This is a genomic window from Shinella sumterensis (genome assembly GCF_004514425.2).
Taxonomy (GTDB): domain Bacteria; phylum Pseudomonadota; class Alphaproteobacteria; order Rhizobiales; family Rhizobiaceae; genus Shinella; species Shinella sumterensis.
In genome coordinates this window covers 329,055-348,094 of record NZ_MYFN02000004.1, presented here as the reverse complement: position 1 = coordinate 348,094, position 19,040 = coordinate 329,055, and the positions used below count along the sequence as shown (strand labels likewise).

Genomic DNA, 19,040 nt, shown 5'->3' with positions numbered 1-19,040 from the left:
GGTCGCTCCTGTTCGCGCCGCACCATAGGGCCGGCACCGGACCGCCGCAATGCGGGCTGCGACCGTATTGCCGCCACAGTCCACAGGCTGTATTTCCACACGATGAGCAAACATCCAGCTTCCGGCCGCCCCACGCTTCCCGTCGCAGGCGAGGATCATGCCCGCCTGACGATCGACCTTTCCGCGCTTGCCGACAACTGGCGCGCGATGGCCCGCCGCTCGGGCGCGGCACGCACCGCCGCCGTGCTGAAGGCCGACGCCTATGGCATCGGGCTGGAGCCGGCCGCCAAAACCTTCCACCAGGCCGGCGCGCGCGATTTCTTCGTCGCCACACCGGCCGAAGGGGCTGCGGTCCGCACTGCCCTGCCCGATGCGCGCATCTATGTGCTTTCGGGCATGTGGGCGGGCGCCGAGCGGCTGTTCTTCGAATTCGACCTCGTGCCCGTCATCGTGTCCGAGGAGCAGCTGGTGGTGTTCATGTCGGCGATCGCCGACGGCGGGGACATTCCCTGCGTGCTGCATGTCGATACCGGCATGAGCCGTCTGGGGCTGAGGGTGGAGGATGCGCTGGCGCTGGCCGACGACATCGCGCGTCCCGCGAGCTTCTCGCCGATCATGCTTCTGAGCCACCTCGCCTGCGCCGACGAGCCGTCCCACGCGCTCAACCGACAGCAGCTCCAGCGCTTCCGCAGCGTCGTTTCCGCCTTCGGCGATATCGACGCGACGCTTGCCAATTCCGCCGGCATCTTTCTCGGCGAGGACTATCACTTCACCCTCACCCGCCCCGGCATCGCGCTTTATGGCGGGGCCGCGGTCAATGGCGTGCCGAACCCGATGAAACCGGTCGTCACGGCCGAGGCGCGCATTCTCCAGGTGCGCGACGTGAAGGCCGGCGAAAGCGTCGGCTACGGCGCCGCCGTGGTCTGCGCCCGCGATACGCGCGTCGCCATCGCCGCCATCGGCTATGCGGACGGCTATATGCGCAGCCTTTCCAGCGCCGGCATACCGCTGCGCCGGACCGGCCTTGCCGGCCCGAGCGGCATGCTGCATGGCCGCCCCGTGCCGGTCATCGGCCGCGTGACCATGGACCTCACGCATTTCGACGTGACGGACATGCCCGCCGGCAGCGTGCGGCCGGGCGACTTCATCGAACTCTTCGGCAGGACCATGCCGATCGAGGATGTGGCGCGCGCCGCCGGCACCGTCGACTACGAACTTCTCACCAGCCTGGGCAACCGCTACGAACGGCGCTACGAGGCCGTGAAGAAGTAGGTCGCCCTCCCACGACGGCGCACTCCGTGCTCACCCGCGAACTGGACTTGTTCCCGTTTTGTGCTATTGCCATGGGCAACTGATACCGGAGAAGAAGTCCTGATGGCGAAAGGCCGCACTCAATTCGTCTGCCAGAACTGCGGCACCGCGCATTCCCGCTGGGTGGGAAAATGCGAGGGCTGCGGCGAGTGGAACACCGTGGTCGAGGAAGACCCGATGGGCGGCATCGGCTCGGGGCCCGGCAAGGTTCCGAAGAAGGGCCGGCCCGTCGCGCTGACGGCGCTCTCCGGCGAGATCGAGGAAGCGCCGCGCATCCATACCGGCATCGCCGAACTCGACCGTGCCACGGGCGGCGGCTTCGTGCGCGGCTCGGCCGTGCTGATCGGCGGCGATCCCGGCATCGGCAAGTCGACGCTGCTGATGCAGGCCGCCGCCGCCCTCTCCCGCCATGGCCACCGCATCATCTATGTCTCGGGCGAAGAGGCCGTGGCGCAGGTCAGGCTGCGTGCGCAGCGCCTCCAGGCACACCAGACCGACGTGCTGCTCGCCGCCGAGACCAATGTCGAGGACATCCTCGCCACCATCGGCGAAGGCAAGCGCCCCGACCTCGTCATCATCGATTCGATCCAGACCCTGTGGAGCGATACGGCGGAGGCCGCGCCCGGCACGGTAACGCAGGTGCGCACCGGCGTGCAGGCCATGATCCGCTTCGCCAAGCAGACGGGCGCGGCCATGGTGCTGGTCGGCCATGTCACCAAGGAAGGCCAGATCGCGGGACCGCGCGTCGTGGAACACATGGTCGACGCGGTGCTCTATTTCGAAGGCGACCGCGGGCACCATTACCGCATCCTGCGCACCGTGAAGAACCGCTTCGGCCCGACGGACGAGATCGGCGTGTTCGAAATGTCCGACAAGGGTCTGCGCGAGGTTTCCAACCCGTCCGAACTCTTCCTGGGCGAGCGCAACGAGAAGGCGCCGGGTGCGGTGGTCTTCGCGGGCATGGAGGGCACGCGGCCCGTGCTGGTGGAGGTGCAGGCGCTCGTGGCGCCCACATCGCTCGGCACACCGCGTCGCGCCGTCGTCGGCTGGGATTCGGCGCGCCTTTCGATGATCCTCGCGGTGCTGGAGGCTCATTGCGGCGTGCGGCTCGGTCAACACGACGTTTACCTCAATGTGGCGGGCGGCTACCGCATCTCCGAGCCGGCGGCGGACCTTGCGGTGGCCTCGGCGCTGGTTTCCTCGCTTGCCGGTCTTGCCCTTCCCGCCGATTGCGTCTATTTCGGCGAAGTCAGCCTGTCGGGCGCCATTCGTCCGGTTGCGCACACCGCCCAGCGCCTCAAGGAGGCGGAAAAACTGGGGTTTTCGCAGGCCCTGCTGCCCGCGGGTTCAGCCGAACTGCCCAAGGGCACCGGCAGCCGCTGGAGCGAGATCGAAGGCCTGCCGGACCTGGTGGCGCGCATCGCCGGATCGAAGAGTGCCCTCAAGCGGGAAGACGAGGACGTCTGACGGCCTTCGGCAGCGGGTCAATGCCCTGTGGGAAACACGGGTTTGAAGCGTGCCGAACCGGGACGGCGAAGACGCCTTCCGCTAATGTGCGCTTCGCACGGGGCGGGCCTGGCGACATTTCGGGTTTGGAGTAGGACGAACATGCCCATCACAATTCTCGACGGTATCGTCATCGGCGTTGCGCTGTTCTCCGCCGTGCTGGCGATGGTGCGCGGCTTCTCGCGCGAGGTTCTCTCCGTCGCAAGCTGGGTCGGTGCCGCGGCTGCCGCCTATTTCCTCTATCCCGTCCTTCTGCCCTATGCGAAGGACTATACGACGAGCGACACGGTCGCCATGGTCGGCTCCGCCGCCGCCGTCTTCCTCGTCGCGCTCATCGTGATCTCCTTCATCACCATGCGCATCGCCGACTTCATCATCGACAGCCGCATCGGCGCGCTCGACCGCACCCTCGGCTTCCTGTTCGGCGCAGCACGCGGCATCCTGCTCGTCGTCGTCGCCATGCTGTTCTTCAACTGGCTGGTGGCGCCGCAGCAGCAGCCGTCCTGGGTCACCACCGCCAAATCCAAGCCGCTGCTCGACAATCTCGGTTCGCGCCTCATCGCGCTGCTGCCGGAAGATGCCGACGCGACGATCATCGACCGCCTGCGCGGCAAGCAGACCGACGGCGCCACGGAGGAGCCGGACGGCGCGGCCGGCGGGACCAACCAGGCGCCTGCCGAAGAGACGCCCGCGACGAACGGATAAGACAATCAGGGGAGCCGCCACTCGCGAAAATTGACGAAGGCAGGCTCCCCGTTTTTTTGTTAGGATGAAGAACCGCCACTGATGCTCCCGGGCCTCGGTGGCAAATGCTTTAGGCCATACCCATATGGGGCATGGCCGGAGTGGTGAAGACCCCCGTGCAACCTCCCAGGTTCCGAGCAAAGGCTTGCAGCAATGAGCGATTTCCTCTTCCCCGGCCGCCACGACGACGATCTCGACGGCGATACGCTTCACGAGGAGTGCGGCGTGTTCGGCATTCTGGGCCATCCCGATGCCGCGACGCTGACCGCGCTCGGCCTGCATGCGCTCCAGCATCGCGGCCAGGAGGCGGCGGGTATCGTCTCCTTCGACGGCACGCAGTTCCACACCGAAAAGCATATGGGCCTCGTCGGCGACCATTACACCAATCCGGTGACGCTGGCGAAGCTGCCCGGCAACATGGCGATCGGCCACACGCGCTACTCCACGACGGGAGAAGTGGCCCTGCGCAACGTGCAGCCGCTGTTCGCGGAACTGGAAGTCGGCGGCATCGCCGTCGCCCATAACGGCAACTTCACCAACGGCCTGACGCTACGTCGCCAGCTCATCGCCGGTGGCGCCATCTGTCAGTCGACCTCGGATACCGAAGTCGTTCTCCACCTCATCGCCCGCTCGCGCTACACCAACACGACCGACCGCTTCATCGACGCGATCCGCCAGATGGAAGGCGGCTATTCGATGCTCGGCATCACCCGCACGAAGCTGATCGCCGCACGCGACCCCACGGGCATCCGCCCGCTGGTCATGGGCGAACTCGACGGCAAGCCGATCTTCGCCTCGGAAACCTGCGCGCTCGACATCATCGGCGCCAAGTTCATCCGTGACGTCGAGAACGGCGAGATCGTCATCTGCGAAATCCAGCCCGACGGCTCCATCACCATCGAGGCGCGGAAGTCCGGCAACGCGCAGCCGGAACGGCTCTGCCTGTTCGAATATGTCTATTTCGCCCGCCCCGATTCCGTCGTCGGCGGCCGCAGCGTCTATGTGGCGCGCAAGAACATGGGCATCAACCTCGCCAAGGAACACCCGGTCGAGGGCGACGTCGTCGTGCCCGTGCCTGACGGCGGCACGCCCGCGGCCCTGGGTTACGCCCAGGAGAGCGGCATCCCGTTCGAATACGGCATCATCCGCAACCATTATGTCGGGCGCACCTTCATCGAGCCGACGCAGCAGATCCGCGCCTTCGGCGTGAAGCTGAAGCACTCGGCCAACCGCGCGATGATCGAAGGCAAGCGCGTCATCCTCGTGGACGATTCGATCGTGCGCGGCACCACCTCGCTCAAGATCGTGCAGATGATCCGCGACGCCGGCGCCAAGGAAGTGCATGTGCGCGTCGCAAGCCCGATGATCTTCTATCCCGATTTCTACGGCATCGACACGCCGGACCGGGACAAGCTGCTGGCCAACCAGTATGCCGACGTCGACGCCATGGCGAAGTATATCGGTGCGGATTCGCTGGAATTCATCTCCATCAACGGTCTCTACCGGGCCGTCGGCGGCGAGGACCGCAACCCGGCCCGTCCGCAGTTCACCGATCACTACTTCACCGGCGACTATCCGACACGCCTCCTTGACAAGGAAGGCGAGACGATGGGACGGAAGGTCTCGGTTCTGGCAAGCAACGGATAATTGAAGACAGCATGAGCATCGACCTGAAAGACCGCATCGCGCTGGTCACCGGCGCGTCGCGCGGGATCGGCTATTTCACCGCCCTCGAACTGGCCAAGGCCGGCGCCCATGTGATCGCCTGCGCCCGCACCGTCGGGGGACTGGAGGAGCTGGACGATGCCATCCAGGCCGCGGGCGGCTCGGCCACGCTGGTGCCCTTCGACCTCGCCGACATGGCGGCCATCGACAAGCTCGGCGGCTCGATCTTCGAGCGCTGGGGCAGGCTCGACATCCTGATCGCCAATGCCGGCGTGCTCGGCACCATCTCGCCGATCGACCATGTCGAGGCGAAGGTGTTCGAGAAGGTGATGACCATCAACGTCACGGCGACGTGGCGGCTGATCCGCTCGGTCGCGCCGCTGCTCCTGAAGTCCGATGCCGGCCGCGCCGTGCTGCTCTCCTCGAGCGCCGCGCACAAGTGCAAGCCCTTCTGGGGGCCCTACTCCGCCTCCAAGGCCGCCGTCGAGGCGCTGGCCCGCACCTGGGCCGGCGAGACGCAGCGCACGGCGCTGCGCATCACCTCGTTCGATCCCGGCGGCACCCGCACGGCCATGCGCGCCCAGGCCATTCCCGGCGAAGACCCCTCGACGGTGCAGCACCCCTCCGAAGTGGCCAAGGCCATCCTGCCGCTCGTCTCGCGCGACTACGCCGAGACCGGCAAGCTGTTCGACATGCGCCAGGGGCGTCTTGTGGATTACCGCCTGCCGGAGTGATCTTCAGCGTTATCGCCTGGAGACCCCCTCTGCCCTGCAGGGCAGAGGGGTGTCACCGCGCCCTACTCCACCACCGTCCTCACCTCCACCGAAAGGCCCGGCGCCAGGTATTGCGACAGGTCCTGCCCGTCGTCGATGGCGATGCGGACGGGGATGCGCTGGGCGACCTTGGTGAAGTTGCCGGTGGCGTTGTCGGGCTTGATGACGCTGAATTCCGAACCGGCGGCCGGCGAGAAGCGTTCGACATGGCCCTTCAGCGTGGCATGGCGGAAGGCATCGACCGTCACCTCGACCGCCTGCCCCGGCTTGATATAGGCGAGCTGGGTTTCCTTGAAATTGGCGATGACCCAGGTATCGCGCGGCACGACGGCCATGAGCTGCGTGCCGGCGGCGACATACTGGCCGAGCTTGACGCCGACCTCGCCGACCGCGCCGTCACGCGGGGCCGTGATCACGGTGTTCGAAAGGTCGATGCGCGCGAGCTCCACCGCGGCCTCGGCGCCGGCGACGGCCGCACCCAGCGAATCGCGGCCGACGATGATGGTCTGCAGATCCTGCTTCGACACTTCGAGATTGGCCTGCGCCTGCGAGACGGCGGCCTCGGCCTGGTCGAGCGTCGTGCGGCTCTGCTCCAGATCGCTCTGGGTCGAGATGCCCTTGGCGGACAGCTCCTCCACGCGGTTCCAGTTTTCCTCCGCCCGGCGCTTGGCCGAGGTGGCGCCGCCGAGCGCGGCTTCGCTCGCGCCGATGCGGGCCTTGGCGGCATTTTCCTGCTGCTGCGAATTGGCGAGCGCCGCCTTCTGGCTGGCAAGCGTCGCCTCGGCCTGGGCGAGCTTCTGGTGGTAGATGCGGTCGTCCAGGCGGACAAGCACCTGCCCCTGCTTGACGCTCTCATAATCCTTGACCGCGACATCAGTGACGTAGCCGGGAAGCTGCGGGCTGATCAGGGTGACATAGCCGCGCACATAGGCATTGTCCGTCGTCTGGACTTCGCTGGCAAAGGGCGGCAGGCGCCAGGCATAGGCGACGACGACGATGCCGACGATGCCAAGGACGACGGCCAGCGCCGTCGCGGTGTTGCGAATATACTGTTTCATAGGATCAGGCCTTTGCGGCGGCTGCGCCCGAAACGGCGCCCGCCTCTTTAATACGGACATAGATTCGGTGAATGGCAAGCGCGATGGCGGCGGCGACGGCCAGAAGCGCGATGACGAAGAAGGCATCGTTGTGCGCAAGCACGTTCGCCTCGCGGGTCACCTGCTGGCTGAGCAGCGCCACCCCCTCGGCCTTCAGCATGGCCTGATCGGTGATCGTGCGGCCATAGGCGGCGGAAAGCTGGGCGATGCGCGCGGCGACCAGCGGATCGGTCAGGGTCATCGCCTGGGCGAGAATGTTGGAATGGAACTTCTCGCGTAGCGTGATGAAGGAGCCGAAGATCGCGGAGCCGGCAAGACCGCCCAGGCTCTGCGTGGCGAGGAAGACCACGATGAAGCTCAGGATGTATTGCGGTCCCTTGCGCAGCGCCATGGTGAAACCCGCGGCGATGGCTGGCGGCAGGAAGAGGCCGCCGCCGGCGGCGATCATCGCCTGGCTGAGATACATGTCGTGCGGGCGCGTCAGGTTGGTGGCGTGGCTGTCGAGCCAGGCGCCGACGCCGATCAGCATGAGCGCCACCATGTGGATGGCGGGCTCGCGGCTGGGCTTGAGGATCGCCGCGCAGACGAGACCGCTCGCCAGCGTCGCCAGCGCGACACAGGAATAGAGGCCGGTCAGCTGGTCGTTCTGCAGGCCCATGATCTGGAAGAAGTTGCTGGCCACCGCCGTCTGCTCGGCCAGCATGAGCCGGAAGAGAATGAGCACGGCGGCGAAATGCATCACCTCCCGGCTGAAAAGCCAGCGCAGGTCGATGAGCGGCGTCGCACGGTTGAGTTCCAGGACGGCCGCGATGGTCAGCGCCGCGATCATCACGACGGCCAGCACGCCGATCCACTCCGCCTCCAGCCACCAATAGGTGCGGCCGACGGCGAAGATGACGGCCGCCGAGCCGAAACCGACGGCGATGAAAAGGTAGCTGACGATATCGAGCTTCTCGATGACCTTGGCGCGCGGCAAAGGCGTCAGCGGCAGGAGATAGATGGCCGCGAAGGCCAGCATGGCGAGCGAGAGTTCGAGATAGAGCAGCGCCCTTACCCCGCCGATGTCGATCAGAAACGGCGAGACGATGCGGGTCAGGGGCGCGGCGAGCGCGATATTGGTGAGCGCCAGCGAGATGCCGATGGTCAGCTTGCGCGCCGGGGAGAAGGCCTCCAGCATGTAGAGGAAGCCAAGGGTGGACAGCGGCGCGGCCGCCATGCCGGCGAAGAAGCGCAGCACGATGGCCGAATGCAGGTCGGTGATGAAGATGTGCATCACCGACACGACGAGGAAGACGGCAATGCCGAGTTCGGCGAAGTTGCGCAGGCCGTACTGGTTGCGGATCTTGACGAGGGCGATCGACAGCGAGGCGTTCGGCGCCATATAGGCCGCGACCAGCCAGACCGCCTCGGTGCTCGTGGCACCGAGCGGGCCTTGCAGCTGCGGCAGATTGGCGGCGACGAAGTTCATGCCGAAGCCCTGCGTCATGGCCAGCAGCGTAGATGCCACCATGTACAGGGCGGCCCGGCCGGGCGGCATGGGTGGCGGCGCCGGCGGTGCGGCCGCCGGCGTTGCCGGCTCGGCCGGCTCGTCCAGCTCATCGCTTGGGGAAACCGTGCTCATGCCTCGACGCTGTCCCGGCAGCTCCTGGCGATGTTGTCCGACATGGTCGCGAAGACTTTCACGGTGGCCGTCATGTCCGCGGTGGAAATGTCGGCAAGCACGTCCGCCCGCAGCGAGCGGGCGAGATCGAGCACCTCGCCGGCCATGCGCGCGCCATGCGGCGTCATGACGATCTGCTTGGCACGGCGGTCGCCTTCCACCGACTGGCGCTCGATGAAGCCCTGCTTTTCCATCCCGTCGAGCAGGCGCACCAGCGTCGGCGTCTCGATATCGAGTTCGTCTGCCAGTTCGCGCTGGTTGAGCTGGGAGCCACGCCCGAGGATCATCAGGGCGCGGGCGCGCGGCAGGGTCAGGCCCCTCTCCTTCACCCGCGCATCGAACAAGGCGCGCATCTTGCGCTGGACACGGGAGAGGTCGTCGAGGAGGCGTTCACGCGGATCGGTCGTCGTCATCTTGCTAGCCTAAATATTATTAGCTTACTATCTATTTGCTTGCTAGTTAATCCAAGACATGACAAAAATCAAGCCCCGCCCAGAGGACTGGACGGGGCTTGCGGCAAGCTCACGTAAAAATGATTGCGGGCGTCAGTGGCCGTCGGTTTCGGGGAACTCGCTGGCGGCCGGGGTGACGGGCGCCGACCAGCCGCCATACTTGCGCTTCCAGGACCGGGCGCCGAAAGGCAGCGTCACGAGATAGGCAAGGACGGTCACCACCATGGTTTCCCAGGTGAAGCTCATCAGCGTCGCGACGTAGAGCACGACGAGCAGGATGCCGGGCAGCACCAGATCGCGGCGGATGCGGCTGCCCTCGGACTTGCCCGACCAGACCGGCAGGCGGCTCACCAGAAGGAAGCCGATCACCACGGTGTAGCCGGAGGCGAGGAACGCGAAGAGCGGGCTCGGGGGAACGCCGAGGAAGCCGATATAAACAGGCAGGAGCACGAGCATGGCGCCGGCCGGGGCTGGCACGCCGACGAAATATTCGCTCTGCCATTGCGCCTTGGTCTCGCGCTCGGCCATGACGTTGAAGCGCGCAAGGCGCAGGCCTGCCGCGATGGCGTAGATCAGCGCCGCGATCCAGCCGAAGGAGCGCGCCTGATCGAGGATGAAGACATAGAGCACCAGCGCGGGCGCCACGCCGAAATTGACGATATCGGCCAGCGAATCCATCTGGCCGCCGAATTTCGAGGTGGCCTTCAGCAGCCGCGCCACGCGCCCATCGATGCCATCGAGGAAGGCGGCGAGCAGCACCATGCCCACGGCGAGTTCGTAGCGGTTTTCGAAGGCCAGCCGGATGCCGGTGAGGCCCGCGCAGATCGCGAGCACGGTGATGACATTGGGAATGACGATGCGCAGCGGGATTTCGCGCAGGCGCGGTCCGCGGGCCTCGTCGTTCGGGCCGTTGGGCTCATAGGGCGGAAATGGCGTTTCCATCGGTTTCGCTCGTTCGATACAGTGAATAATCAGCGGCGAATAGCGAATAGGGAGTAGCGAATAGAGGAAGACAAATGATGCGATCCCTATTCGCTATTCGCTATTCGCCTCCAAACTCCTATCCCCTGCGGCTCACCACCGGCCCCTTGGCAGAGCCGAATTCCGCCAGCACGGTTTCACCGGCAATGGCCGTCTGCCCGACGCTGACGCGCGGCTGCGCGCCGGCCGGCAGGAACACGTCGAGGCGCGAGCCGAAGCGAATGAGGCCGAAGCGCTCGCCTGCGTCGAGATGATCGTTCATCGTGCTCCAGCACAGGATGCGGCGCGCGACGAGGCCGGCGATCTGCACCACGCCGATTTGACCATGCGCGCTTTCGATGACGAGGCCGTTGCGCTCGTTCTCCTGGCTCGCCTTGTCGAGATCGGCGTTGAGGAATTTCCCGGCGCGATAGGCGACGCGCGTGATGCGGCCGCGCATGGGCGCGCGGTTCACATGGCAGTTGAAGACATTCATGAACACCGAGATGCGCAGCATCGGCTGGTCGCCCAGCTCGAGCTCCACCGGCGGCGTCATCAGGGCGATGGCAGAGACGCGGCCGTCGGCCGGACTGATGACGAGGTCGTCGTCCTGCGGGGTCAGGCGCTCGGGATCACGGAAGAAGTAGGCGCACCAGGCGGTCAGCACGAAGCCGATCCACATCAGCGGCGTCCAGAGCAGCCCCAGGAGAAGCGAGACGACGAAGAAGCCGGCCACGAACTTCCAGCCCTCCCGATGGATCGGCACCAGGGTGCTGCGGACTGTATCGACCAAACTCATCTTCGACATCTCCTGACAATTTCACGCCATCGACCTAGCGTGAAATGGCGATGGGGGCAATGTTTTAGGACGTGGGATTAAGCGGCAGGCAGTCGCGAATAGCGAATAGCGAATAGCGAATAGCGAATAGCGAGAAAGGTTCTTTCCCTATTCGCTATTCGCAACTTCCTATTCGCGCATTCTCACTCCGCCGCCGGCGCACCGCGCACGACAATCCCGAGATCGTCGCTTTCGCGCACCTGCTTGAGGCGTTCCTCGGCCTGGACGGCCTCGCGCTGGCGGTTCCACATGGAGGCGTAGAGGCCGTCGTCGCGCTGCATGAGTTCGCCATGGGTGCCGCGCTCGGCGATCGCGCCGTCCTTCAGCACGATGATCTCGTCGGCGGAGATGACGGTGGACAGGCGGTGCGCGATGACAAGCGTCGTGCGGTTCTGCGAGACGACATCGAGCGCCGCCTGGATTTCCTGCTCCGTACGCGTGTCGAGCGCGGAGGTTGCCTCGTCGAGGATGAGGATGGGCGGGCTCTTCAGGATGGTGCGCGCGATGGCGACACGCTGCTTCTCGCCGCCGGAAAGCTTCAGCCCGCGCTCGCCCACCATCGCCTTGAAGCCCTCGGGCAGCTGATGGATGAAGGGGCCGATCTGCGCGGCCTCGGCGGCAGCGACCACCTCTTCCTGGGTCGCATCCGGCCGGCCATAGCGGATGTTGTAGGCGATCGTGTCGTTGAACAGCACGGTATCCTGCGGCACCATGCCGATGACATGGCGCAGGCTCTTCTGCGTGACGTCGCGCACATCCTGCCCGTCGATGGTGATGGCGCCCTCCTGCACATCGTAGAAGCGGTAGAGCAGCCGCGACAGCGTGGACTTGCCCGCACCCGACGGGCCGACGACCGCGACGGTCTTGCCGGCGGGCACGTCGAAGGAAACGCCCTTGAGGATCGGCCGCGCGGGATCGTAGGCGAAATGCACGTCGCGGAAGGAGATGGCGCCGGAGGAGACGACCAGATCGACGGCGCCAGGCTTGTCCTGCACCTCTTCCTCCACCTCCAGGAGATCGAACATCTGCTCGATATCGGTCAGGCCCTGGCGGATTTCGCGGTAGACGAAACCGATGAAGTTGAGCGGAATGGCCAGCTGGATGAGCATGGCGTTGATGAAGACGAAGTCGCCCACGGTCTGCTCGCCGCGCTGCACGGCCATGGCCGACATCGCCATCATGGCCGCCATGCCGACGCCGAAGATCAGCGCCTGGCCGAAGTTCAGCCAGCCGAGCGAGGTCCAGACCTGGGTCGCCGCCTTCTCGTAGCGTTCCATGGACTGGTCGAAGCGGCGGGCCTCCATCTCCTCGTTGCCGAAATACTTCACCGTCTCGAAGTTCAGGAGCGAATCGATGGCCTTGGTGTTGGCCTCGGTGTCGCTGTCGTTCATCGAGCGGCGGATGGAGATGCGCCAGTCGGAGGCGCGCACCGTGAACCAGATGTAGAGCCAGACCGTGACGGCGGTGACGAGCAGATATTGCAGCCCGTAGCCCCACCAGAAGATGGCGGCCGTCATGAGGAATTCGATGAAGGTCGGCACGCTGTTGAGGATCGTGAAGCGCACGATCGTCTCGATGCCCTTGGTGCCGCGCTCGATGACGCGCGACAGGCCGCCGGTGCGCCGCTCCAGATGGAAGCGCAGCGAGAGGCGGTGCAGGTGAACGAAGGTGCGGTAGGCCAGCTGGCGGACCGCATATTGCCCGACGCTGGCAAACAGCGCATCGCGCAGCTGGTTGAGGCCGGCCTGCAGGATGCGCGCGCCGTTATAGGCGAGCACCAGCATGACGGCGCCGAGCATGAAGACCGGCAGCAGGCCCACGGCGTCCGGCTTGCCGTTCAGCGCATCCGTCGCCCATTTGAAGAAATAGGGCACGAGCAGCAGCACGACCTTGGAGGCGAGCAGGAAGACCGAGGCCCAGACCACCCGCATCTTCAGGTCCGGCCTGTCGGAGGGCCACATATAGGGCCAGAGATTGACCAGCGTCCGGAGCGGATTGCTGCTGTCGGCCGAAACCGTCTTTTTCGTCGTCGTCGCCACGCTGGCCTCCACCGAACCGCGGTCGGCGGCTCGATCTTACATGCTGGAATTTCCGTAATGAAAAGACGGCGCCCTTTCGGGCGCCGTCCGTGTGAGATAGGTCCTCGCCGGCTGCTTCGCAACCGCCGGCGGCAAATTGTCGGGCATCAATTGCCGCGCACGTGCTTGCGGTGCATCTCCTCGGCGGCCGCGTCGGTCTCCACCGTCTTGTCCGGGACGCCGAAGACCTGTCCGGGGAGAATGCGGTCCGGATCGGTGATCTGGTCCTCGTTGGCGAGATAGATCGTCGTGTAGCGCACGCCCTTGCCGTAGATGCGGCGCGAGATCTGCCACAGCGTATCCCCGCGGCGGATGATGACGGAGGTCTTGCTGGCCTGAAGCGGCGCCTGCTCGACCGTTTCCGGCTCCTCGGCCGCGGCCTCGCCGCCTGCCGGGGTCGCCGCCGTGCCGCTGCCGGCGGTTTCCGCGGTGGAAGAGCCGGCCGTCGCCGGTGCTGCGCCTTCGGTCGTCGTTTCCACGGCGCCGGCGGCGGCGCTGAGCGAGGGCATGCCTTCCAGCGCCACGAGCGCCTGGCGATAGGCGTCCGCGCCCGCGCCGGCCGGAACGGCGGCCAGGCGGTCGAGCGCGGTGGAGGCCCAGCCCTTCAGCTTCTCGATGGCCGTCGCCACGTCGCCGGTCGTATCGGCCGGGACGGTGAAGCCGACGATCTTCTGCAGGGCAGCTTCCAGCGCCGAGCGGCCGGTCTGGATTTCGGCCGCCGTGGCGTTGCGGCCATCGGCGAAGAGTGCGACGAACTTCTGGTGGATCGCCGCGGTCTGTTCGACCAGTGCCTCGACGGAGCCGTCAGCCGCGGCCGCGACATTCTCGGCCATGGTCTGCGCCTTCTCGATGGCCGGTGTGACCGCATCCGCCACCGCCGTCTCGATGGAACCGAGCGCGGCCCCGACGGCAGCAGTGTCCTTCGGCAGCGCACGCAGGCGGGCAAGCGCATCTGCGGCAGCGGCCGAAGCCTTGGCGGCCATCGTGCAGGCGGCGTCGCCCTCTTCTTCGCCCGGCTTGAATTCGGCGAGCGACTTCAAGGCGATTTCCGTCGCCGAGCGGGCTGCGGCCAGCTGTTCGGCGGAGGGAACCGCACCGTTGGCGAAGAGGCCCTTGAGCAACGCGAGCGCCTTGTCGGCATCGCCGCGCAGCTTGTCGAAGGTGCTGCAGCCGATCAGGCCGAGCGCGGCATCGGAGGCGCCCGTCGCATTATCCTGCGCCACGACGGCAGCGACCTGCTCGCCTTCCGGCCGATCGAACGGCACGGAGGCGCGGAACTCGACCTTGTCGCCATCGGCGCTCATGACGTCGGCGCGGATCGTGTGGCGGCCGACCGAGAGATCGATCGTGCCGTCGGCCACGAAACGGCCCTGCTCGTCCGCCTTCGTTTCGCCGACGAGCGTGTCATCGGCATAGAGGCGGACCAGCGCGCCGGGCTTGGCGGTGCCGGCGATGAACATGCGCCGGCCTTCCAGCTCGACGGCCGAAACGCGGGCCTGCGCTTCCTTGGCGACGGCCTCGGGAGCAGACGCCGTCGCGGCATCGCCTGATGTCGTTGCCGCGTCCTCGGCCGCGCTGGCGGTTTCGCCCGCGGCAGGCTGTTCGCCTGCGGCCGTACCGGCATCCGCAGACGCGGTCTCGGTTGCCGGCTCGGTTGCCGGCTTGTCGGCCGTTTCGCCGGCCGGCGTCGCGGTCGCGCCCTCGGCGGCGGTGCCGGCGGTCTCGGTCGTGGGAACTGTGATCAGGCGGCTTGCCTCGCCGGGACGGGAGACCATGGCAAGCAGATCGCCCGCGCCGTCCTTGGGCACGGAAACGGTCGCGACCTCCTCGGAGGTCTTCGACGTGCCCTTGTCGTCCTTCGTGTTGAGGGTGAGCTGATAGTCGCCGGCAGCGAGCGGCTGGTCGAAGACGGCGGCGAAATCGCCCGACGGGCCGATATCGGCCGTGGCGACGACCGTATCGCCGTTCTTGATCTCCAGCTTGCTGTTCGGCTGGCCGTGGCCGGCAATGACCGTGGAGCCATCGGGCTCGACGCGCAGCACGTCGAAGGACGGCGTGACCAAGCTCTCGCCCGGCGTGGCCGGCGTCGCATCCGTCTTGGCGGTTTCCTGCGTGGCCGTTTCCTGCGTTGCGGTCGCGTCCTGTGCCGGGGTGGCTTCAGCACCCGCGGTACCGTCGGTCGCGGCGGTCTCGCCGGCGGCTTCGGTCGTGCCGCGCGCCTGCTTGCCGGCTGCCGTGGTGGTATCGCCGCCGCCCGTGGCCGGCGTCTCGCTGGCCGTCGAGACGGTGGTTTCGGCCGGCTTGTCCGTGCTCATGTTGGGCAGCACGAAGAAAACCATGAGCAGCGTTGCCGCCGCCAGCACGATCAGGGCCACCAGGCCGGTCTTGTTCTTCATCATCAAATCTCTCTCTGTCCCGGTTTCCCGGGGAGTTCCCTGCCCGAATTGCTATCGATTCCCGATGGCTCGCACAAGGTTTGCAGCCTTCAGGAGCCTCCCACGCGCGCATTTTCCGTCATTATCCTTGACGGGCCCGCGGGCGGGTGGCTGAATCCGACCCATGAGCGAACATTCAATGCCGATTCGATCCGTCTGTGTTTACTGTGGTTCCCAGCCGGGACGCGATGCAGCCTATGTCAATGCCGGGCGCAGCCTGGGCAAGGCGATGGCGGAAAACCATCTGCGCCTCGTCTATGGCGGTGGCACCAAGGGTATCATGGGCGCCGTCGCCAGCGGCGTGCTCGCCCATGGCGGCCGCGTCACCGGTATCATACCGCAATTCCTCATCGATATGGAGGCCACGCGCCATTCGCTCGGCCAGCTCAGCGAACTGATCGTCACGCCCGACATGCACGAGCGCAAGCACAAGATGTTCGAGCGCTCCGATGCCTTCGTCGCCCTGCCGGGCGGCATCGGCACGCTGGAGGAAATCGTGGAGATCATGACCTGGGGGCAGCTCGGCCGCCACCGCAAGCCGATGGTCTTCGCCAATATCGGCGGCTTCTGGGATCCGATGCTCAAGCTCATCCGCCACATGGCGGACGAAGGCTTCATCCACACCGCCCATCTCGTGCAGCCGCTCGTCATCGACGATCCCGAAGAGATCGTCTCGACCCTGCTCGACCATTGGGCGAGCCAGGTGGACCGCGAGGGCGAGGCCGAGATCATCGCGCGGCTCTGACGCGTCGTCATCCAGCAGAAAATCGCATCATGGCCGGGCACGTCCCGGCCATTGTCGTTCGCGACAGAGGCCGCTATTCGGCCGGCTTCACTTCGGCGGCGGCCAGGCGGCGGTTGCGCGCGCTGCGCAGCATGGAGCCCGAATAGATGAAAAGCGCCGCCCATATGAAGACGAAGGCGATGAGCTTCACCGTGCCGAAGGGCTCTCCGAAGGCGAAGACGGCGATGATGAAGATCATGGTCGGCGCGATATACTGCATGATGCCGATGGTGGAGAGGCGCAGAAGCTTCGCGCCGTTGGCATAGACCATCAACGGGACCGCGGTGACGATGCCGCAGGACAGGAGCCACAGCACATCCGCCATGCCGGTGTCGCCGAAATGGCCCTGCCCCGTGGATTCCAGCCAGATGACATAGCCGATGGCCGGCACGCTGAGGATCAGCACTTCGAGGAAGAAGCCCTGGTTCGGCCCGATCGGCAGCGCCTTGCGGCAGAAAGCGTAGAAGGCCCAGGAAACGCACAGGCTCAGCGACACCCAGGGCAGACCGCCCGCGTCGAAGGCGAGAATGGCGACGGCGACGGCGGCAAGCGCGATCGCCACGATCTGCGCCCGGTCCAGCTTCTCCTTCAGGAGAACGGCGCCGAGAAAGATCGAAAACAGCGGATTGACGTAATAGCCGAGCGCCGTCTCGATGGCGCGACCCGCGCCGATGGCCCAGACATAGATGCCCCAGTTGATGGTGATGAGCACCGCCGTCAGCGTCGCCATGCCGAGCATGCGCGGCGAGCGCAAAGCCGCCTTGATATCGGCGGTGCGGCCCAGCCAGACGAGGACGAGGCCGGCGAGCGGCACAGACCAGATGATGCGGTGCGCGACCACCTCGGCCGCCGGGATATGCGCCACCGCCTTCATGAAGAACGGCAGGAAGCCCCACAAGACATAGGCTGTCAGGGCAAAGGCGAAACCGCGCGGCGAATCGCCGGTCTGCGGGCCGCTGGAGGAATTGGCGTCGGCCATGGGTGTCACTTCCCGTCGATTTATGGATTTTTCGACGGGAATACTCCAACCGCGATGAATGTACCAATTCATTCCGGTGAAGGGATGCATGAGCGGCATTGAACCTGCCGCCCGCGTTACTCCGCCGCGACCTTGCCCGCCTCGCCCCGGTTCTTCAGGAGCTTGTAGACGATACTGTCCATCAGCGCCTGGAAGGAGGCGTCGATGATGTTGTCGGAGACGCCCACCGTCCACCAGCGCGCGCCGGAGGCATCGGTGGATTCGATCAGGACGCGGGTGATGGCCTCGGTGCCGCCGTTGAGGATGCGCACCTTGTAGTCCGCAAGCTCCAGATCGGCGATCTCCGACTGGTACTTGCCGAGGTCCTTGCGCAGCGCGAGGTCGAGCGCGTTAACCGGGCCATGGCCCTCGGCGACGGACATCATGGTCTCGCCATCGACGACGACGCGCACCACGGCCTCCGAGACGGTCTTGAGCTGGCCGTTGGCGTCGTAGCGGCGCTCGACCATCACGCGAAAGCTCTCGACATGGAAGAAATCCGGCACCGAACCGAGCGTGCGGTAGGCCAGGAGCGCGAAGCTCGCATCCGCACCCTCATAGGCATAGCCGGTGGCTTCGCGTTCCTTGACGATCTGGATGAGGCGATCGAGCTTCGGATCGTCCTTGGCGACGGTGATGCCGCGCAGCTTCAGCGCATTGATGAAGTTCGCCTTGCCGCCCTGGTCCGACACCATGACCTTGCGCAGGTTGCCGACGCTCTCCGGCGTGACATGCTCATAGGTGCGCGGGTCCTTCAGCAGCGCGGAGGCGTGGATGCCGGCCTTGGTGGCGAAGGCGGAGGCGCCGACATAGGGCGCCTGATGGTCGGGCGAGCGGTTCAGCAGTTCGTCGAACGTGTGCGACAGCTTGGTGAGGCCCGTCAGCATGTCGGCGTCGATGCCGATGTCGAAGCGTTCGGCATAGGTTTCCTTCAGCGCGAGCGTCGGGACGAGCGTCACGAGATTGGCGTTGCCGCAGCGTTCGCCGATGCCGTTCAGCGTGCCCTGAACCTGGCGCACGCCCGCTTCGACGGCGGCGAGCGTGTTGGCGACCGCCTGTCCGGTGTCGTTATGGGCATGGATGCCGAGGTTTGCGCCCGGCACGCCGGCGGCGATGACGGCCTCGACGATGGCGCGCACCTCGGCCGGCTGCGTGCCGCCATTGGTGTCGCACAGCACGACCCAGCGCGCGCCGGACGCAAAGGCCGTGGTGGCGCAGGCCAGCGCATAGCCGGGATTAGCCTTGTAGCCATCGAAGAAATGCTCGCAGTCGATCATCGCCTCGCGGCCGGAGGCGACGACCGCCTTCACCGATTCGGCGATGCTTTCGAGGTTCTCCTCGTTGGTGCAGCCGAGCGCCACGCGCACATGGTAATCCCAGCTCTTGGCGACGAGACAGATCGCGTCGCTTTGCGAATCGAGAAGGGCGGCGAGGCCGGGATCGTTCGAGGCGGAAATGCCGGCGCGCTTGGTCATGCCGAAGGCGACGAATTTTGCGCGCGTGGTGCGTTTCCTTGCGAAGAAAGCCGTATCCGTCGGGTTGGCCCCGGGATAGCCGCCCTCGACATAATCCAGGCCGAACGCATCCAGCATGCCGGCAATCGCGATCTTGTCCTCGACGGAAAAATCGATGCCGGGCGTCTGCTGGCCATCGCGCAGCGTGGTGTCGAAAAGATAGATACGGTCTTTTTTCATCTGTTCCCTCCCTGGGAACGGTCTG

Annotated in this window: 15 protein-coding genes; 6 read left to right on the top strand and 9 right to left on the bottom strand. The window is 66.1% G+C overall.

Translation table 11 applies throughout. The features are described 5' to 3' along the window. The first annotated feature begins 102 nt into the window (after nucleotides 1–102). The 5 genes from alr (at nucleotide 103) to B5M41_RS10790 (ending at nucleotide 5,960) form a co-directional block, all read left to right on the top strand. Entirely contained in the window at nucleotides 103–1,272 is a 1,170-nt protein-coding gene (gene alr / locus B5M41_RS10810) for an alanine racemase (protein ID WP_134649823.1), read from the top strand. 102 nt (nucleotides 1,273–1,374) lie between these two features. Further along, nucleotides 1,375–2,778, top strand: a complete 1,404-nt coding sequence (gene radA / locus B5M41_RS10805; RefSeq protein ID WP_134649822.1) for a DNA repair protein RadA — start codon at nucleotides 1,375–1,377, stop codon at nucleotides 2,776–2,778. A gap of 141 nt (nucleotides 2,779–2,919) precedes the next feature. After that, nucleotides 2,920–3,522: a CvpA family protein gene (locus tag B5M41_RS10800; RefSeq protein ID WP_134649821.1), complete on the top strand. Its 603-nt coding sequence runs from the start codon at nucleotides 2,920–2,922 to the stop codon at nucleotides 3,520–3,522. 192 nt (nucleotides 3,523–3,714) lie between these two features. Further along, nucleotides 3,715–5,208, top strand: a complete 1,494-nt coding sequence (gene purF, locus B5M41_RS10795) for an amidophosphoribosyltransferase (RefSeq protein WP_134649820.1) — start codon at nucleotides 3,715–3,717, stop codon at nucleotides 5,206–5,208. An 11-nt stretch (nucleotides 5,209–5,219) separates the two neighbouring features. Then, a complete protein-coding gene (locus B5M41_RS10790) occupies nucleotides 5,220–5,960 on the top strand; it encodes an SDR family NAD(P)-dependent oxidoreductase (RefSeq protein ID WP_134649819.1) in 741 nt (246 codons plus the stop codon). 62 nt (nucleotides 5,961–6,022) lie between these two features. On the opposite strand, the gene B5M41_RS10785 is transcribed toward B5M41_RS10790, so the two are convergent. The 7 genes from B5M41_RS10785 to B5M41_RS10755 form a co-directional block, all read right to left on the bottom strand. Continuing rightward, complete coding sequence (locus B5M41_RS10785) at nucleotides 6,023–7,057, bottom strand: HlyD family secretion protein (RefSeq protein ID WP_134649818.1); 1,035 nt, start codon at nucleotides 7,055–7,057, stop codon at nucleotides 6,023–6,025. 4 nt (nucleotides 7,058–7,061) lie between these two features. Further along, nucleotides 7,062–8,633 (bottom strand): MFS transporter, encoded by a 1,572-nt coding sequence (locus B5M41_RS10780; protein WP_230640057.1) that lies wholly within the window; start codon nucleotides 8,631–8,633, stop codon nucleotides 7,062–7,064. Nucleotides 8,634–8,713: 80 nt separating this feature from the next. Next, nucleotides 8,714–9,169 (bottom strand): MarR family winged helix-turn-helix transcriptional regulator, encoded by a 456-nt coding sequence (locus B5M41_RS10775; RefSeq protein ID WP_134649816.1) that lies wholly within the window; start codon nucleotides 9,167–9,169, stop codon nucleotides 8,714–8,716. A 132-nt stretch (nucleotides 9,170–9,301) separates the two neighbouring features. Then, entirely contained in the window at nucleotides 9,302–10,150 is an 849-nt protein-coding gene (gene pssA, locus B5M41_RS10770) for a CDP-diacylglycerol--serine O-phosphatidyltransferase (protein WP_134649815.1), read from the bottom strand. Nucleotides 10,151–10,268: 118 nt separating this feature from the next. Continuing rightward, a complete protein-coding gene (locus tag B5M41_RS10765) occupies nucleotides 10,269–10,967 on the bottom strand; it encodes a phosphatidylserine decarboxylase (RefSeq protein ID WP_134649814.1) in 699 nt (232 codons plus the stop codon). 182 nt (nucleotides 10,968–11,149) lie between these two features. Next, nucleotides 11,150–13,045, bottom strand: coding sequence for an ABCB family ABC transporter ATP-binding protein/permease (locus B5M41_RS10760; RefSeq protein ID WP_134649813.1), 1,896 nt, complete (start codon nucleotides 13,043–13,045; stop codon nucleotides 11,150–11,152). 146 nt (nucleotides 13,046–13,191) lie between these two features. Then, on the bottom strand, nucleotides 13,192–15,483 hold the full coding sequence (locus tag B5M41_RS10755; protein WP_230640047.1) for a LysM peptidoglycan-binding domain-containing protein: 2,292 nt from the start codon (nucleotides 15,481–15,483) through the stop codon (nucleotides 13,192–13,194). 160 nt (nucleotides 15,484–15,643) lie between these two features. On the opposite strand from B5M41_RS10755, the gene B5M41_RS10750 reads away from it, so the two are divergent. After that, a complete protein-coding gene (locus tag B5M41_RS10750) occupies nucleotides 15,644–16,264 on the top strand; it encodes an LOG family protein (RefSeq protein WP_134649812.1) in 621 nt (206 codons plus the stop codon). Between the two features lie 73 nt (nucleotides 16,265–16,337). Here the strand turns inward: B5M41_RS10750 and rarD are convergent, their stop codons facing one another. Both rarD and cimA read right to left on the bottom strand, forming a co-directional pair. Beyond that, nucleotides 16,338–17,282 carry an EamA family transporter RarD gene (gene rarD / locus B5M41_RS10745; RefSeq protein WP_134649811.1) on the bottom strand — a complete coding sequence of 315 codons (945 nt, stop codon included), beginning with the start codon at nucleotides 17,280–17,282 and terminating at the stop codon, nucleotides 16,338–16,340. Between the two features lie 116 nt (nucleotides 17,283–17,398). Then, the gene (gene cimA, locus B5M41_RS10740) at nucleotides 17,399–19,015 is read right to left on the bottom strand and encodes a citramalate synthase (protein WP_134649810.1); all 1,617 of its coding nucleotides are present in this window, start codon (nucleotides 19,013–19,015) and stop codon (nucleotides 17,399–17,401) included. Nucleotides 19,016–19,040 lie beyond the last annotated feature (25 nt).

Excerpts from the sequence above, each read along its gene's own strand:
- alr (WP_134649823.1), top strand. The coding sequence starts at position 103 with ATGAGCAAACATCCAGCTTCCGGCCGCCCCACGCTTCCCGTCGCAGGC.
- radA (WP_134649822.1), top strand. The coding sequence starts at position 1,375 with ATGGCGAAAGGCCGCACTCAATTCGTCTGCCAGAACTGCGGCACCGCG.
- B5M41_RS10800 (WP_134649821.1), top strand. The coding sequence starts at position 2,920 with ATGCCCATCACAATTCTCGACGGTATCGTCATCGGCGTTGCGCTGTTC.
- purF (WP_134649820.1), top strand. The coding sequence starts at position 3,715 with ATGAGCGATTTCCTCTTCCCCGGCCGCCACGACGACGATCTCGACGGC.
- B5M41_RS10790 (WP_134649819.1), top strand. The coding sequence starts at position 5,220 with ATGAGCATCGACCTGAAAGACCGCATCGCGCTGGTCACCGGCGCGTCG.
- B5M41_RS10785 (WP_134649818.1), bottom strand. The coding sequence starts at position 7,057 with ATGAAACAGTATATTCGCAACACCGCGACGGCGCTGGCCGTCGTCCTT.
- B5M41_RS10780 (WP_230640057.1), bottom strand. The coding sequence starts at position 8,633 with ATGCCGCCCGGCCGGGCCGCCCTGTACATGGTGGCATCTACGCTGCTG.
- B5M41_RS10775 (WP_134649816.1), bottom strand. The coding sequence starts at position 9,169 with ATGACGACGACCGATCCGCGTGAACGCCTCCTCGACGACCTCTCCCGT.
- pssA (WP_134649815.1), bottom strand. The coding sequence starts at position 10,150 with ATGGAAACGCCATTTCCGCCCTATGAGCCCAACGGCCCGAACGACGAG.
- B5M41_RS10765 (WP_134649814.1), bottom strand. The coding sequence starts at position 10,967 with ATGAGTTTGGTCGATACAGTCCGCAGCACCCTGGTGCCGATCCATCGG.
- B5M41_RS10755 (WP_230640047.1), bottom strand. The coding sequence starts at position 15,483 with ATGATGAAGAACAAGACCGGCCTGGTGGCCCTGATCGTGCTGGCGGCG.
- B5M41_RS10750 (WP_134649812.1), top strand. The coding sequence starts at position 15,644 with ATGAGCGAACATTCAATGCCGATTCGATCCGTCTGTGTTTACTGTGGT.
- rarD (WP_134649811.1), bottom strand. The coding sequence starts at position 17,282 with ATGGCCGACGCCAATTCCTCCAGCGGCCCGCAGACCGGCGATTCGCCG.
- cimA (WP_134649810.1), bottom strand. The coding sequence starts at position 19,015 with ATGAAAAAAGACCGTATCTATCTTTTCGACACCACGCTGCGCGATGGC.